This window comes from Paludibaculum fermentans, assembly GCF_051172195.1.
Lineage (GTDB): Bacteria > Acidobacteriota > Terriglobia > Bryobacterales > Bryobacteraceae > Paludibaculum > Paludibaculum fermentans_A.
The window spans coordinates 582,766-596,899 of record NZ_JBPJAQ010000003.1 but is presented as its reverse complement, the minus strand read 5'-3'; the positions used below and the strand labels follow the sequence as shown (position 1 = coordinate 596,899).

Genomic DNA, 14,134 nt, shown 5'->3' with positions numbered 1-14,134 from the left:
GCCGTCTATGCCTCCTGCTCTTCCGGTCCCAGAATCAGCCCGATCGCGCGCGCCAGCCGCCGCCACTGGCCGGCCTTCACGGCCAATTGCGCCCGCCCTTCGTCCGTGAGCGAGTAGAAGCGTGCCTTGCGGTTGTTGTCCGAGACGCCCCACTCCGCACTGATCCAGCCCTTGTCCTCCAGCCGCTGCAGCGCCAGGTACAACGAGCCGTGATCCACCAGGAACGTGTCCTCCGACGTCTGCTGGATATGCCGCGCAATGCCCTGGCCGTGCCGCGGGCCAAACACCAGCATTCTCAGAATCAGCAGGTCGAGCGTGCCCTGCAGCAGGGCGATGCGATCGTCATCGGGCTTTTGGGTAGGCATCCGACATCAGTATTGGCCGGCTTGGGTCGGATGTCAACCCGAGAGGCTGTAAACCTTTCGCCACTTCATTTTTCCGGCGCCTTCTCCGTACAATGAAGAGCGATGAGCGATTTCGACTTTCTCGTTCTGTCCCTCCGTGCCGACGCGGAAATGCAGCTCGGCCTCTACCCGCGCGGCGACCAGCCGGCCGAAGTCCAGCTCCCCATGGCGCGTAAGATGATCGACCTTCTTGCGATGCTCCAGGAGAAGACCAAGGGCAACCTGTCGCTCGAGGAGCAGCGCAACCTCGACAACTCGGTGACAGAGCTGCGGTTCCGGTACTTGCAGGCATTCGAGGCGGAAGGCAAAAAGGCGGCGGAAGCGGCCAAAGCGGCGGAAGCCCCGGCCAATGGCTGAGGCCCCTCGCAGTCTCACCCTCACCGTCCTCGGCTCCGGCACCAGCGTGGGCGTGCCCACCATCGGCTGCGGCTGCAAAGTCTGCACGTCCACTGATCCGCGCGACACGCGCCTGCGGCCCTCCGTGTGCATCCGCTGGGACCAGCGCGTCGTCCTCATCGACACCGGCCCCGACTTTCGACAACAGGCGCTCACGCATCGGCTGGAGCGGCTCGACGCGGTGCTCTACACGCATCCGCACGCCGATCATATTCTTGGCCTCGATGACCTGCGCCCCTTCAACTACCGCCAGCGCGAGCCCATTCCCATCCATGCATCGCCGTTCACCATGGAGGTCATCCGCCGCATCTTCAGCTATATCTTCCACGACGGCCCCACCGAATCGTCGCGGCCCAAGATTGAGCCGCGTGTTTTCGACGGCACGCCCATTCTCGTCGACGGAATCGAGTTCATCCCCATCCCGGTGAAACACGGCAGCGGCGAGTGCCACGGCTACCGCTTTGGCCGCACCGCGTATCTCACCGACCACAGCGAGATCCCGGAGGAGTCGATGGCCCTGCTGGAAGGGCTGGATGTTCTGTTCCTGGACGCGCTGCGCTACAAGCCGCACCCCACGCATTCCACCGTCGACCAAAGCCTGAAGACGGTGGCCCGCCTGAAGCCGAAAACGACCTACTTCACGCACATCTCGCATGACCTGCTGCATGCGCGAGCGCAGGAACTGCTGCCCGAGAACGTCTACCTTGCCTACGACGGCCTGCAAATTGCAGTAGAAGCCTGAACCCACACTCATGACGACGCCCATCCGCATCTTTCGCGGTCTAGACGAAGCGCGCCACGGTTTTGCGCCTTCCGCCGTCACCATCGGCAACTTCGACGGCGTGCATGCCGGCCATCGCGAATTGATGCGCCGTACCCTCACCACCGCCGCCGAGCTCGACGTGAAACCGTCGGCCATCACCTTCCATCCACATCCCACCACCATCGTGGCGCCGGAGCGCGCGCCGCGCCTGCTCACCACACCCGATGAACGCTGCGCCCTGATGGCCGCCGACGGCATCCAGCAGGTGCTCATCCTGCCCTTCGACCGCCAGTTGGCCAACCTCACCCCGGATGAGTTCCTGCAGCGCGTTCTCCTCGAAATCCTGGGCGCCCGCGCGGTGATCGTCGGCAACAACTTCCACTTCGGCCGCAAGCAGTCCGGCACCATCGAAGATCTGCGCCGCTGCCCCGGCCTGCGCACCGAGATTGTGCCCCTGCTCACCCTGCGCGGCATCCCGGTCTCGTCGAGTGAGATCCGCCGCCTGCTCGCCGCCGGAAACATCGGCAAGGCCAACCGCCTGTTGGAGCGCCCTTACTCCATCACCGGCTCCGTCGTGCCAGGCGACGGCCGCGGCTCCAAACAGACGGTCCCCACCCTGAACCTCCAAACCAGCTCGCTGGAAGACTCGACCTCGGCCCTGCCCGCCGACGGCGTCTACATCACCCGGACGACCGATCCGGACTCCGGCCGCCGCTGGGACTCCGTCACCAACATCGGCTACCGCCCCACCTTCGACGGCCGGCACCTGACCATCGAAACATTCCTATTCGGGCCGTTCGTCGAGTTTGCCCCAGCCCGCATCAAACTCGAATTCCTGTTCCGCCTGCGGGCGGAGCGCAAGTTCGATTCCGCCGACGCGCTGCGCGCCCAGATCATCCGGGATGTCACCCGCGCCCAGAAGTACTTTCGCCGCGTGCACCAATTCGTACATGCGGGTTAAGATGGCGGAACACCCATGTTCCGCCTACTGCTGATCCTCGCCGCCGCCCTTCAAGCCGAGCCCGTCCGCCCTGTCCCGCCCCCGGGTGTGGAAGTTCCGGCCGCCGATCGCAAGGACCTCGAGGCCGGCCTCCAACGCCTGCACACCTCCATCGAGAAACTGAAGGGCAACCCGCTACTGCCCGACGTGCGGATCTATCACGAAGCGGCCCGCTACGCGTTGCAGTACAACGAGTTCTTCAAATCCGAGGAGATCTTCAAAGCAAAGGAACTGCTGCGCGAAGGCCAGGTCCGGGCCGAGCAACTGTTGAAAGGCGAAGCGCCCTGGACCACGGCGACTGGGCTGGTCGTGCGCGGCTACGTCTCGAAGATCGACCAAAGTGTTCAGCCGTATGGGCTTTACATCCCGCCCAAGGGCCCTCGCCGCTGGCGGCTGGATGCCTGGTTTCATGGCCGTAATGAAACGCTCAGCGAGGTGAACTTCCTGTGGGAACGCGAGCACAGCGTGGGCGAGTTCACGCCGCCCGATTCCATCGTGCTGTTCCTGTATGGAAGATACTGCAATGCCAACAAGTTAGCGGGCGAGGTGGACCTCTTCGAGGCACTGGCTGACGTCAAGCGCCACTACCCCATCGACGAGAACAGGATTATCGTCCGGGGCTTCAGCATGGGAGGCGCCGCCGCCTGGCACATCGCGGCCCATCACGCCGGATTGTGGGCCGCCGCCGCGCCTGGCGCCGGGTTCAGCGAGACTCCGGAGTTCCTCAAGATGACCGCGGAGCAGATCGCCGCCACTCCGGAGTGGGAGAAGGCACTGTGGCACATGTACAACGCCACCGATTACGCCTCCAATTTCTATAACTTGCCGGTGGTTGCCTATAACGGAGACATCGACCCGCAGAAACAGGCGGCCGATGTCATGGAACGGGAACTGAAGCTGGAAGGCATGCAGTTGAGCCGTGTCTACGGCCCGAACACCGGCCACCGCTATCACCCTGATTCGAAACCGCAAATCAACGCGATCGTGGACGCCAATTCGACCCGCGATCCGTATCCGTCCAGGATCCGCTTCACCACCTGGACCCTTTCGTACAACCGCATGAAGTGGGTGGTAGTCGAGGGCTTGGAGAAGCACTGGCAGCGCGCGAGGGTCGATGCCCAGCTCACCGAGACCGGCGTCGAGGCCAAAACGACAGGTGTTGTTTTACTCCGTTTCGAGTTCGGGCCGGGCGGCGCGAAGCCAGATTTTCAGACCGTCACCGTGGACGGTCAAAAACTGACGGTCAATTCACCGCAAACTGACCGCAGTTGGACGGTGAAACTGCGCAAAACCGCCGGACGGTGGACGTTGGCCGGCGGAGAGGAGGCCGGACTCCACAAAGTCCATGGACTTCAGGGTCCAATCGACGATGCCTTCCTTGACTCGTTCGTATTCGTTAAGCCGACCGGGACGCCGCTGTCGGAGAAGACCGGTCAGTGGACGGCGAGCCAACTGAGCCGGGCCATCCGGGAGTGGCGGCGCCAGTTCCGGGGCGATGCCCTGGTGCTGGACGACTCCGCCGTGACCGACGAGGTGATCGCGACCAGCAACCTGGTGCTGTGGGGCGACCCGCACAGCAACCGGATCCTAGCCCGGATTCTGGACAAGCTGCCTTTGCAATGGAGTGCTGAAGCCATCGTCTTCCAGGGGAAGCGCTACCCCTCGGCTACGCACGTGCCCGTCCTCATCTTCCCGAACCCTTTGAATCCAAAGAAGTATGTGGTGTTGAACAGCGGTGTGACGTTCCGTGAGTTCGACAACCTGAACAATGCCCGGCAGGTGCCCAAGCTGCCGGACTGGGCGATGATCGACACCACCCAGCCGCCGGACGAACACACTCCGGGCAAAGTGGTAACGGCCGGCTTCTTCAATGAAAACTGGGGACTTACGCCTTAACGTCGTCCCTGGCGAAGTCCCATTGCACCATGCGGCCCTCGCGGGCGCTCTGGTTGACCATGTGGGCGCAGGCCGCCGCATGGTGGCCGGCGACGGCGTCTTCCCAGTAGGATTTGCGGGTCTTGATCGAGTTCAGGAAGTGCCAGAAGTGGATGATGGTGGCGTCCTGGCCCTGCTCGCGCCACTCCGTGCCGCCTTCCACCAGATGGGCCTTGGCGAGCGACGGCATCTCTTCCTTCTGGACCTTCGGGTCTTTGTAATAAGCCTCTTCCAGCTTCTTTGGCCACGACTCGACAATCCAGCGGTTGTCTTCGCCGATATGCTCCGGCCAGTACTTCAGCTCGCCCCAGCCGACGGACAAAGTGCCCTCCGTGCCCAGGAACATGAAGCTGGCTTCCGAGCTCGACTGGTTGTTGAAGGTCGAGCTGAGGTTCACCGTGAAGCCTTCCGGATACTCAAGGACGGCATTCAGGGTGTCGGGCACGTCGCGCGATTCTTTCCAACGATATAGCCCGCCCATGCCCATCACTTTGGAGGGCACCTTGGCGTCCATCAGGAAGTGGATGGTCGTGCAGAGATGCACGAACAGGTCAGTGGCGATGCCGCCGGAGTAGTCGCGGTAGCAGCGCCAGCGGAAGAACCGTTCCAGATCGAAGCCGTGCTTCGGAGCGGAACCCAGGAACATGTCCCAATTCACGGTCTGCGGATTGGCGTCGGGCGGGATGGGGTAGATCCAGGCGCCGGAGGCGGAGTTGCGGTTATAGGCGGCGCGGATCATCGTCACCTTGCCGAGCTTGCCTTCCTTGATCATCTGCTTAGCTCGGACCTGCGACATCGTACTCATGCCCTGGGAGCCTACCTGCAGCATGCGGCCTGTCTCCTTGGCCGTGGCGATGATTTCCAGGCCTTCTGCGGACTTATAGGTGAGCGGCTTTTCGCAGTAGACGTCCTTGCCGGCCTTCATGGCTTCGACCACGATCTGTTTGTGCCAGTGATCCGGAGTGGCGCAGATGATGGCGTCGACGGACTTGTCGGCGATGACCTCGCGGTAGTCGCGGCGGATTTTGGCGGTGTTGCCGCGGGTGTCCTTGATGCGGTCGAGGGCGCGTTCCGTGCGGCCGGTGTAGGCGTCCACCACCTGGGTGATCTCGAATTGCGGGTGGGCCATGGCGCCGGCCATCAGCTCGTGGGCGCGGGCTCCGCAGCCGATGCAGGCCAGCTGAATGCGGTCGTTGGGGGCGACCTGGGCGCTCATGGACGTGGCCAGAGCAGCGTTCATTTCAAGAAATCCACGGCGACTGAAGTCCATGATGGGGGTCTCCTTGCGACCACAAATATTGTATCCCGTGGGGCGAACCGGGCCGGATTCCCGCAAGGCGTGCTGAAATAGAGGAAGGGCCAAAGGTCAGGCCCGTCATCAACACCATGTATCAGCCCGTACCCAAGGTGCCCGATTTCCCCGCTCTCGAGCGGGATGTGCTCCGTTTCTGGGAGCAGAACCAGACGTTCGCCAAGCTGCGCGCACAGAATGCCGGCAAGGAGAAGTGGTCGTTTCTGGACGGGCCGATTACCGCCAACAACCCCATGGGAGTGCATCACGCCTGGGGCCGAACTCTAAAGGACATGTACCAGCGCTACCATGCCATGAACGGCAAGGAGTTGCGCTACCAGAACGGCTTCGACTGCCAGGGCCTGTGGGTGGAAGTGGAAGTGGAGAAGAGCCTGGGCCTGGGCACGAAGCGCGACATCGCCGACTATGGCATGGACAAGTTCGTGCGCGCCTGCAAGGAGCGTGTGCTGACGTTCGCCACGCGGCAGACCGAGCAGTCGATCCGCCTGGGTTACTGGTGCGACTGGGACAAGCCGGAGGTTTTGCTGGGGCTGCGCGACGCCCTGGCCGACGGCGACCGCGTGGTGACGTTCACGATGCCCAGCGGCAAGGAAGTGACGGCCCGCGCCAGCGAGATCATCGGCAAGCTGGGCAGCGCGGAGTACGGCGGCAGCTACTTCACCTTTGCCAATGAAAACAACTACACGATCTGGTCGTTCCTGAAGAAGTGCAATGCCGAAGGCTTCATCTATCGCGGCCACGATGTGATGCCGTGGTGCGGCCGCTGCGGCACCGGCCTCTCGCAGATGGAAGTGGCCGAAGGGCGCAAGATCACGCAGCACACGTCGGTGTTCGTGCGGTTCCCCATCCTGGGCGAGGAGAAGACCGCGCTGCTGGTGTGGACGACCACTCCGTGGACGCTGACCTCGAACGTGGCGGCGGCCGTGAATCCCGAGATGACGTACCTGAAGGTGCGTCACGGCGAGTGGACGTACTACATCGGCAAGGGCAACTTCGAGCGCGACCGTGTGCAGGACCTGCAGGTGGAGGGCAAGCACGAGACACACAAGCTGCAATCGATCCGCACCATTTTGAAGGGCAGCGGGACGCTGGAGGTGCTGGGCGAGGTTTCCGGCTCGTCGCTGGTGGGCCTGAAGTACAGCGGCCCGTTCGACGAACTGCCGGCGCAGAACCAGTCGCGGCACGCGCATCGCGTGGTGGCCTGGACCGACGTCAGCGACGCGGAAGGTACGGGGATCGTCCACATCGCGCCGGGCTGCGGCGCGGAGGACCAGGCGCTGGGCAAGAAGGAAGACCTGGCGGTGATTGCACCGCTGGGCGAGAATGCGCGTTTCCTCGACGGCTTTGGCGCGTACACCGGGCGCAACGCCAGTGAGATCGCCGACGACATCGTGACCGAGCTGCGCGAGAAGGGCCTGCTGGTCTCGAAGGAAAAGTACCCGCACGTCTACCCGCACTGCTGGCGCTGCAAGGAAGAGCTGATCTTCCGCCCCGTGGATGAATGGTTCATCCGCATGGACTGGCGCGACCGCATCCAGAACTCCGTGCCGACCATCAAGTGGATTCCGTCGGATGGGGAAGCCCGTGAGCAGGACTGGCTCAAGAACATGGGCGACTGGATGATCTCGAAGAAGCGCTTCTGGGGCCTGGCGCTTCCCATCTGGGTGTGCGGCGCGTGCCATTCGTTCCAGGTGATCGGCGGCTACGACGAGCTGAAGTCGAAGGCCGTGGAAGGCTGGGACGAGTTCGAAGGCCACACGCCGCACCGGCCGTTCATCGACAAGGTGAAGCTGCGCTGCGAGCATTGCGGCGGCACGGCGACGCGTGTGGAAGACGTGGGCAATCCGTGGCTGGATGCGGGCATCGTGCCGTTTTCGACGATGCGCTTCACCTCAGACAACGAGTACTGGCAGAAATGGTTCCCGGCCGACCTGGTGCTGGAATCGTTCCCGGGCCAGTTCCGGAACTGGTTCTACTCGATGCTGGCGATGTCGGCCATGCTGGTGGACAAGGCTCCGTTCAAGGCGCTGCTGGGCCACGGCCTGGTGCGCGACGCGCGCGGCGAGGAGATGCACAAGTCGAAGGGCAACTCGATTGCGTTCGACGAAGCGGCGGAGGTGCTGGGCGCCGAAGTGATGCGCTACATCTATGCCGAGCAGAAGACCTCGCAGCATCTGAACTTCCCCGACCTGAAACCGACGGCGGGGCAGACCATCGATGGGGAAGCCCGGCGCAAGCTGCTGACCTTCTGGAACTGCTACAGCTTCTTCGTGATGTATGCGTCGGCCGACGGATGGAAGCCCTCCGCCGAGACCAAACCGAGCACGAACGAACTGGACCGCTGGGTGCTGAGCCGCCTGCAACGGCTGGTGGCCGACGCCCACGGCTCGTTCCAGACCTTCGAGCACTACAAGCTGATTGAGCGGTTCCAGGAGTTCGACGACGATTTCTCGAACTGGTATCTGCGTCGTTCCCGGCGGCGGTTCTGGCAGAGCGACAACGACGCCTACCAGACGCTGTATACGGTGCTGACGACGGTGATCCGACTGATGGCGCCCGTGCTGCCGTTCCTGACTGAGCACGTGTACCAGAACCTGGTGCGGGCGGTGGATCCTTCAGCGCCGGAGTCGGTGCACCTGACGGCCTATCCGGTGGCGGATGAGAGCCTGATGGACGAGGAACTGGAGCGGGCGATCGCCGCGGTGATCCGCATCAAGAACCTGGCGCTGCACCTGCGCACGCAAAGCAAGGTAAAAGTGCGGCAGCCGCTGAGCGTGCTGACAGTGCGGCCGAAGGACGAGCAGGAGCGCAAGGTCCTGGAGAATACGAAGTACGCGGCGCAGATCCTGGAAGAAGGCAACATCCAGCGGCTGGCCCTGATTGAAGACGAAGGCACGCTGGTGAAGGCGCGGCTGAAGCCCGACCTCAAGAAACTCGGACCGCGCGCCGGCAAGCATTTGAAGGCGATCAGCGCGGCGTTCGAAGCGGCGACGCTGCGTGAAGTTCGTGCGAGCACAACGTTCCCAGTGAAGGTGGGGGACGAAGTGATCGAGGTGGCGCAGGACGAGTACTTCGTGTTCTGGGAAGGCCCGGCGACGCTGCAGTGTGCGGAAGAGGGCGGGACGTTCCTGGCACTCGATACGACGCTGACGCCGGAACTGCTGCAGGAAGGGATCGCGCGCGATTTCAACCGGCTGGTGCAGGATCAGCGCAAGGCGCAGAACCTGCAGATCTCTGACCGGATTACCGTCCGTTACCAGGCCTCGGCGCGCATCGTCGAGGCGGTGCAGACCCACACGGAGTACCTGAAGGGGGAACTGCTGGCGGAAAGCATCGTGCTGGAACCGGAAGTTCAGGATGGCGCGGCGCTGACACTGGGTGGGGAGCCGCTGACGGTGGCGCTGAGCAAGGTCTAGGGATCCGCTTCATCCTCCGCCCGGGGGCCGGACTGCTGAGCAATAGCAGCCCGGCCCGCCCGCGCGGAACACGCTGAGGACTGCGGTGCAGGCCGCGGGAGTCAGCCACATTTCACCGAATCACGAGCGTATCCGCGCGGGAGCAAACCCTCCAGCCGGAGGGCTGTGTCAGACCTTGTCCGGGATCACGAACGGCGCGCGGTAGCCGCGGTCGGCGTCGCGCAGCAGGCGATTGGCGGCATCGTCGCCGATCACTTTCTCCGCCACGGGATCGAAGTTCAAGGTGCGGCCCAGGCGATAAGACGCGTTGGCAAGGTGGACCAGGGTGCAGGAGATGTGGCCCTCCTCGATGGGCGCGTGCAGGTCCTGCTGTTTGCGGCTGCGGACCACATCAATGAAGTTGGCGAAGTGGTCGCCGCCCTCGTGATGGGTTGGCCCCGGGATCATGTCCTTTCCGATGTAGGAGCGGTAGCCGTTCAGTGTGTCCTCGTCGCCCACGGCGAGATAACCGTTGGCGCCATAGAAGATCGTGCCGATGGTGTTGGGACCCTGGCCGCGGCTGTACATAAAGTCGGTGCCGATCTCGGCTTCGCGATTGGTGATCCAGTGGCGGACCTCAAACTCGATCATCTTGCGCTTGCCGCCGGGCAGATCGTACTGGAAGGCGCAGGACAAGGTATTGGGGGTCTCCTGGTCGTCGTCGAACACGAAGTGCCCACCCATGGCTGTGATCTTGTTGGGGAACTTGAGCTGCATACCGTGGCGCGCCATGTCGACCTGGTGGATGCCCTGGTTGCCGAGGTCGCCGTTGCCGTAGTCCCAGAACCAGTGCCAGTTGTAATGGAAGTGATTCTTCGTGAATGGCCGCAGCGGCGCGGGGCCGGTCCATAGATCGTAGTGGACGCCGGTGGGCGTAGGCTCGGCCGGAGTCTTGCCGATGGTGTCGCGGCGCTTGTAGCAGAGGCCGCGCGCCATGTAGATGTCGCCGATGAGCCCCTGGTGGAGCTTGGTCATGGCTTCCATGCCGGATTTGCGGGAGCGGCCCTGCGTGCCATGCTGCACGATGCGGTTGTACTTCTTCGCCGCGGCGACCAGTTGCCTGCCTTCCCACCAGTTGTGGGAGCAGGGTTTTTCGACATAGGCGTCCTTGCCGGCCTGGCAGGCCCAGATGCCGATGAGCGCGTGCCAGCTTGTGGGCGTGGCGACGGAGACGGCGTCGATGGACTTGTCTTCCAGCAGCCTGCGTACGTCAAAGTAGGTCTTCGGCTTGGGCAGCCCCAGTTTCTCCATGTCCTTGAGGCGGCCGTTCAGCACGTTCTCGTCGACTTCGCAGATGGCGGCCACTTCGACGTTGGGCAGTTTGGCGAACTGCCGGACGTGATCCCAGCCGCGTTTCCTGACGCCGCAGACGGCGACGCGGACCTTGTCGTTGGCGCCGAGGACACGCTGTGCGCCGGCGGCTGTCATCCAAGCTGCCGATGAAGTGCCGATGAACTTCCGGCGGCTCCAAGCTTCTGATTGATTCATAGTCTGTTCCTTTCCTGGAATCCTGTGCGCGTGGGAGACAGCCGGCAGGAGGGTCCCAGCACCTCCTGCCCCACGGCGGCCCCGGCCCTGGGCCTCACGCGCGCCGAGATCAACATCAATTGCCCGTATGTGCGCCCGAGTGCCGGAACTCGCCGACGACAATGGTGCGCGGCGGCCGGCGGGTTTCGGTGCGGATGCAGTTCAAGACAGTCTCGTCGTCGCCGACCACGAGCTCGAGGCGGCCGTCCCCGTCGATGTCGGCGATGGCCGGTGAGCCGCCGCCTTTCATCTTGGCTCCGGTGTAGTTGAGGCTCTTGGGCGCGAAGCTCCAGAGGTCGGTTCCGGAGTTGGCGACGGCATGCATGCGGCGGTCTTCGTTGCACGGAAAGACAAGGTCGAGCTTGCCGTCGGCGTCGAGATCGGTGGCAACAGGGATGAGCGTGACCCGGCTCTGGATGGGGATGCCGCGCAGGCGGCGGCCATCGCGATCGAGGATTGTGAGCTCGCACTTGGGCCAGGGCGAGAGTTCGGTCTCGATGATGACCTGCTTGTAGCCCAGGCCCTGCATGTCGGCCAGGACCGGAGCCCACTCGCCCTCGCGGTGCGCGTCGTGGGCCCACAGGCGGACGCCCTTGGCGTTTAGAGCGACTACCTCGTGCGCAGTGGAGACGGACTTGGCGGCGAAGACGACTTCCGGTTTGCCGTCACCGTCGATGTCGCCGACGGCAGGCGGCAGGAAGCGCGGCCCGCGGGCCTCCGCTGCCCAGAGTTCCCCTTTGCCTTCGACGATGGCGTGGAGTTTGGCATCGGCGCCGCCAAGCAGGATGACGCGGCTGCCGTCGCCCAGGAGGTCGGAGACCACGGGAGAAGTCACGCAGCCGGCGCCGAGCGAGTGCTTCCATTGCACGGCGCCAGCGGGATCGAGGACGAGCAACTCACCGCCGGCGGTGGCGACATAGAGGCGGCCCTGGGTGAAGGCGGGCGCGAGGACGCGGCTGTCGAATTTGCGACTCCACTGTTCCCTGCCCTGGGCGTTGACGAGGTAGAGAGTGTCGAGTGAGGCAAAGGCGATGGCAGGCTGGCCGCCGGTTTGGACCAGGACTGGCGTGCTGAGTGCGCCCTTAGCCGGGAAGCGCCACAGGGACGTTCCATCGGGGCGGAGCAGGTGCAGCGAGCGGTCGATGTCGTTGGTGGCGAGGGCGATCTGGAGGCTTTTGCCGTCGTACTGGAAGTCGGCCACGATGGGCGAGATCAGCAACGCTCCATCGGTGGGCAGGCGCCAGTTGAGGCGAGGCTCGCCACTGATGGCATAGAGGCCGGGCGCACCCTGGGCGGTCAGCAGGCGGGCGGCGAGGTCGACTTTCGTAGGCACGGGCACCCAGGTTTTGTTGACCTGGCGGTAGAGCCGCAGCGAGTTGGGCAGGTAAGGGTCGATCTCCTCCGGCGTCAGGCGGACGCTGACGGAGGAATGCGTGGACGCGGCGGGCAGGCGGAACAACCAGGGCAAAGCGTGGGCTGGTGGCTTGCCGTTGAGTGCCGCGGCGGCGAGCTTCTCGACTCCGGGGGCGGGCTGGCTTCCCAGCAGGATATTGGGGAAGGCGGCGAGCTCACTGGTCCAGACCGTTTGCTGATCGGACCAGCCCTGCCAGGGGATACTGCCTGCAACTCGGAAGCGCGCGGCGAAGTGGCGAGCGCCACCCGTGGTGGAGGCCGGCAGTTCGAACTGGTAGGCGCCCGGGGCGGAGATCGACGGCTTGATCTCCTGGCCCGCACCGGTGACGAGCACAATCTCCGTGCCTTGCGGCAGCGGACCGGGCTTCAGGGAGATGGACACGGGCTGGCCCGATTTGACGAGCTTCGGAAAGGACCAGGAATCGAGAATGGGGAATCGGTCGTCAACGGAAACCGGGACGCCCGCGGCGGAGTCGACTTTGGCAGCGCGCAGCAGCGCATGGGCCAGGTCGCCGGCTCCGGAGGAGGCGTTGTAGATGTAGCCATCTGGAGTCTCCTTGATGAGACCGTTCTCGAACAGGGTGTCGCAGGCTTTGGCGGCGAAGCGGCGGACGGCCTTCAGGTAGGCAGGCTCATGGGTTGCCTCGAACATATCGAGGAGGAACTCGAGGCTTTTGCCGTAGGTTTCGGGATGGATGCCGGAGGACACCGGATCCTCGAGAGCTGCCTGCGCGTAGCGGCGGGCGAACTCCATGAATTGCGGGTCGCCGGTCTCCTGAAAAGCCATGAGGGCAGCCTGGCCGAACATGCCGGATTCGCCCTGGCCGTCGCTCCATGGGGAGAGGTAACCGGGCAGGGGTTTGGCGTCGGCGACATTCACATCGCGATGGTAGCGGCGGGCCACTGGATCCCAGGAGGCCTGCATATAGGCTTTGGCGAGGCCCGCGGCGACATCGCGCAGCACGGTCTGCCGGCGGTCCAGCCGGTAAGCATGAAGCAGGTACCACGAGAGGTGGCCCGGCAGGTTGGTGAGGCCGCCCTGCACCGGCGCCCAGGCTCCGCCGATCAGGTTCGTTTGCGGGTTGCGGACCTTCCAGAACATCTGCCCGGCCTTGAGCGCCCAGTCGAGGTGCTTCTGCTCGCCGGTCTTTGTATAGAGGAAAAGGAAAGAGTAGGCATAGAGGCCGGAGTGCTTGGTATAGGGGCCGCGCACCTGCGGGTCGTCGAACTTGCCGGTATAGAAGTTGCCGTGACGGTCGAAGTTGAAGGTCTCCTTGTCGTGGATGTGGTAGGTGTAGATCGCTTCAATCTCGCGGCGGACGGCTTCGGGATTCAGGCGCCACAGCTCTTCCCACGGCGGAAGCTGGCGCTCGAGTTCGTGGCGGTTGGCCTCAATGTCTTCCCGGACGACGTTATAGAACATGTGCTCGCCCCAGGCGAAGAGGCCGGTGGTGGGGCTGGCGCAGGTCTGCATGAACCAGGACATGTAGGCGTCGGCGGCCTGCTGATAGCGCGGGTCGCCAGTGAGTGCCGAGAGTTCCTGGAAGGTGTGAAGGGTGGCGATGTCGCGATAGAGGTTGCTGCCGCGCGCATTCCGCATGTAGTCTTCGGCGTCGTAGGAACGCTGCCAGTTGGGGTCCTTCGACTCGGGGATGCGGCGGGTCCTGATGTCCAGCATCGAAACCCAGGCGGGTGTGGACTTGCTGCCGTAGCGGTCCAGGCCATTCGCCAGCAAGGTGTCCGCGAAGGTCCGCACCTTTTCGAGGTAGAGCGTCTGCGGCGCCGCGGGGCGGGTCTGGGCCACCAGGAGCGGGAGTCCTGAGAAGACGAGGAGTATCGTTCTAAGCGTCATGCGGTGGAGTTTGAGCGGAAGGCAGAAAGGTGAGTGGAAATGGGCCCGGGGAACCGGCCGCGCCATGGCGGGCCGGC

9 protein-coding genes are annotated in these 14,134 nt (G+C 64.0%); 5 read left to right on the top strand and 4 right to left on the bottom strand.

What is annotated here, in order from left to right:
* Window positions 1-5 precede the first annotated feature (5 nt).
* The gene (locus ACR9Y2_RS36395) at window positions 6-365 is read right to left on the bottom strand and encodes a PadR family transcriptional regulator (protein WP_435046819.1); all 360 of its coding nucleotides are present in this window, start codon (window positions 363-365) and stop codon (window positions 6-8) included.
* A gap of 102 nt (window positions 366-467) precedes the next feature.
* Between ACR9Y2_RS36395 and ACR9Y2_RS36390 the strand changes: the two genes are divergently transcribed.
* From ACR9Y2_RS36390 to ACR9Y2_RS36375, 4 genes are read left to right on the top strand one after another with little or no spacing between them, the layout of a single operon-like run.
* Window positions 468-761 carry a DUF1844 domain-containing protein gene (locus ACR9Y2_RS36390; protein ID WP_435046818.1) on the top strand — a complete coding sequence of 98 codons (294 nt, stop codon included), beginning with the start codon at window positions 468-470 and terminating at the stop codon, window positions 759-761.
* Entirely contained in the window at window positions 754-1,542 is a 789-nt protein-coding gene (locus ACR9Y2_RS36385) for an MBL fold metallo-hydrolase (RefSeq protein WP_435046817.1), read from the top strand. The genes ACR9Y2_RS36390 and ACR9Y2_RS36385 overlap by 8 nt, the downstream gene beginning before the upstream one ends.
* Before the next feature lie 10 nt (window positions 1,543-1,552).
* On the top strand, window positions 1,553-2,524 hold the full coding sequence (locus ACR9Y2_RS36380) for a bifunctional riboflavin kinase/FAD synthetase (RefSeq protein ID WP_435046816.1): 972 nt from the start codon (window positions 1,553-1,555) through the stop codon (window positions 2,522-2,524).
* Between the two features lie 15 nt (window positions 2,525-2,539).
* Window positions 2,540-4,459, top strand: a complete 1,920-nt coding sequence (locus tag ACR9Y2_RS36375) for a prolyl oligopeptidase family serine peptidase (RefSeq protein ID WP_435046815.1) — start codon at window positions 2,540-2,542, stop codon at window positions 4,457-4,459.
* Here ACR9Y2_RS36375 and ACR9Y2_RS36370 read toward each other — a convergent pair.
* Window positions 4,449-5,738, bottom strand: coding sequence for a Gfo/Idh/MocA family protein (locus ACR9Y2_RS36370; protein WP_435046814.1), 1,290 nt, complete (start codon window positions 5,736-5,738; stop codon window positions 4,449-4,451). The genes ACR9Y2_RS36375 and ACR9Y2_RS36370 overlap by 11 nt on opposite strands.
* A 146-nt stretch (window positions 5,739-5,884) precedes the next feature.
* On the opposite strand from ACR9Y2_RS36370, the gene ACR9Y2_RS36365 reads away from it, so the two are divergent.
* The gene (locus ACR9Y2_RS36365) at window positions 5,885-9,226 is read left to right on the top strand and encodes a class I tRNA ligase family protein (RefSeq protein ID WP_435046813.1); all 3,342 of its coding nucleotides are present in this window, start codon (window positions 5,885-5,887) and stop codon (window positions 9,224-9,226) included.
* Between the two features lie 168 nt (window positions 9,227-9,394).
* Here the strand turns inward: ACR9Y2_RS36365 and ACR9Y2_RS36360 are convergent, their stop codons facing one another.
* Both ACR9Y2_RS36360 and ACR9Y2_RS36355 read right to left on the bottom strand, forming a co-directional pair.
* Window positions 9,395-10,753 carry a Gfo/Idh/MocA family protein gene (locus tag ACR9Y2_RS36360; protein ID WP_435046812.1) on the bottom strand — a complete coding sequence of 453 codons (1,359 nt, stop codon included), beginning with the start codon at window positions 10,751-10,753 and terminating at the stop codon, window positions 9,395-9,397.
* Window positions 10,754-10,868: 115 nt separating this feature from the next.
* Entirely contained in the window at window positions 10,869-14,057 is a 3,189-nt protein-coding gene (locus ACR9Y2_RS36355; RefSeq protein WP_435046811.1) for an FG-GAP-like repeat-containing protein, read from the bottom strand.
* Window positions 14,058-14,134 lie beyond the last annotated feature (77 nt).

Bases quoted from the DNA above. Each gene is read 5' to 3' on its own strand.
- ACR9Y2_RS36395 (WP_435046819.1), bottom strand. From the start codon at position 365: ATGCCTACCCAAAAGCCCGATGACGATCGCATCGCCCTGCTGCAGGGC.
- ACR9Y2_RS36390 (WP_435046818.1), top strand. From the start codon at position 468: ATGAGCGATTTCGACTTTCTCGTTCTGTCCCTCCGTGCCGACGCGGAA.
- ACR9Y2_RS36385 (WP_435046817.1), top strand. From the start codon at position 754: ATGGCTGAGGCCCCTCGCAGTCTCACCCTCACCGTCCTCGGCTCCGGC.
- ACR9Y2_RS36380 (WP_435046816.1), top strand. From the start codon at position 1,553: ATGACGACGCCCATCCGCATCTTTCGCGGTCTAGACGAAGCGCGCCAC.
- ACR9Y2_RS36375 (WP_435046815.1), top strand. From the start codon at position 2,540: ATGTTCCGCCTACTGCTGATCCTCGCCGCCGCCCTTCAAGCCGAGCCC.
- ACR9Y2_RS36370 (WP_435046814.1), bottom strand. From the start codon at position 5,738: ATGAACGCTGCTCTGGCCACGTCCATGAGCGCCCAGGTCGCCCCCAAC.
- ACR9Y2_RS36365 (WP_435046813.1), top strand. From the start codon at position 5,885: ATGTATCAGCCCGTACCCAAGGTGCCCGATTTCCCCGCTCTCGAGCGG.
- ACR9Y2_RS36360 (WP_435046812.1), bottom strand. From the start codon at position 10,753: ATGAATCAATCAGAAGCTTGGAGCCGCCGGAAGTTCATCGGCACTTCA.
- ACR9Y2_RS36355 (WP_435046811.1), bottom strand. From the start codon at position 14,057: ATGACGCTTAGAACGATACTCCTCGTCTTCTCAGGACTCCCGCTCCTG.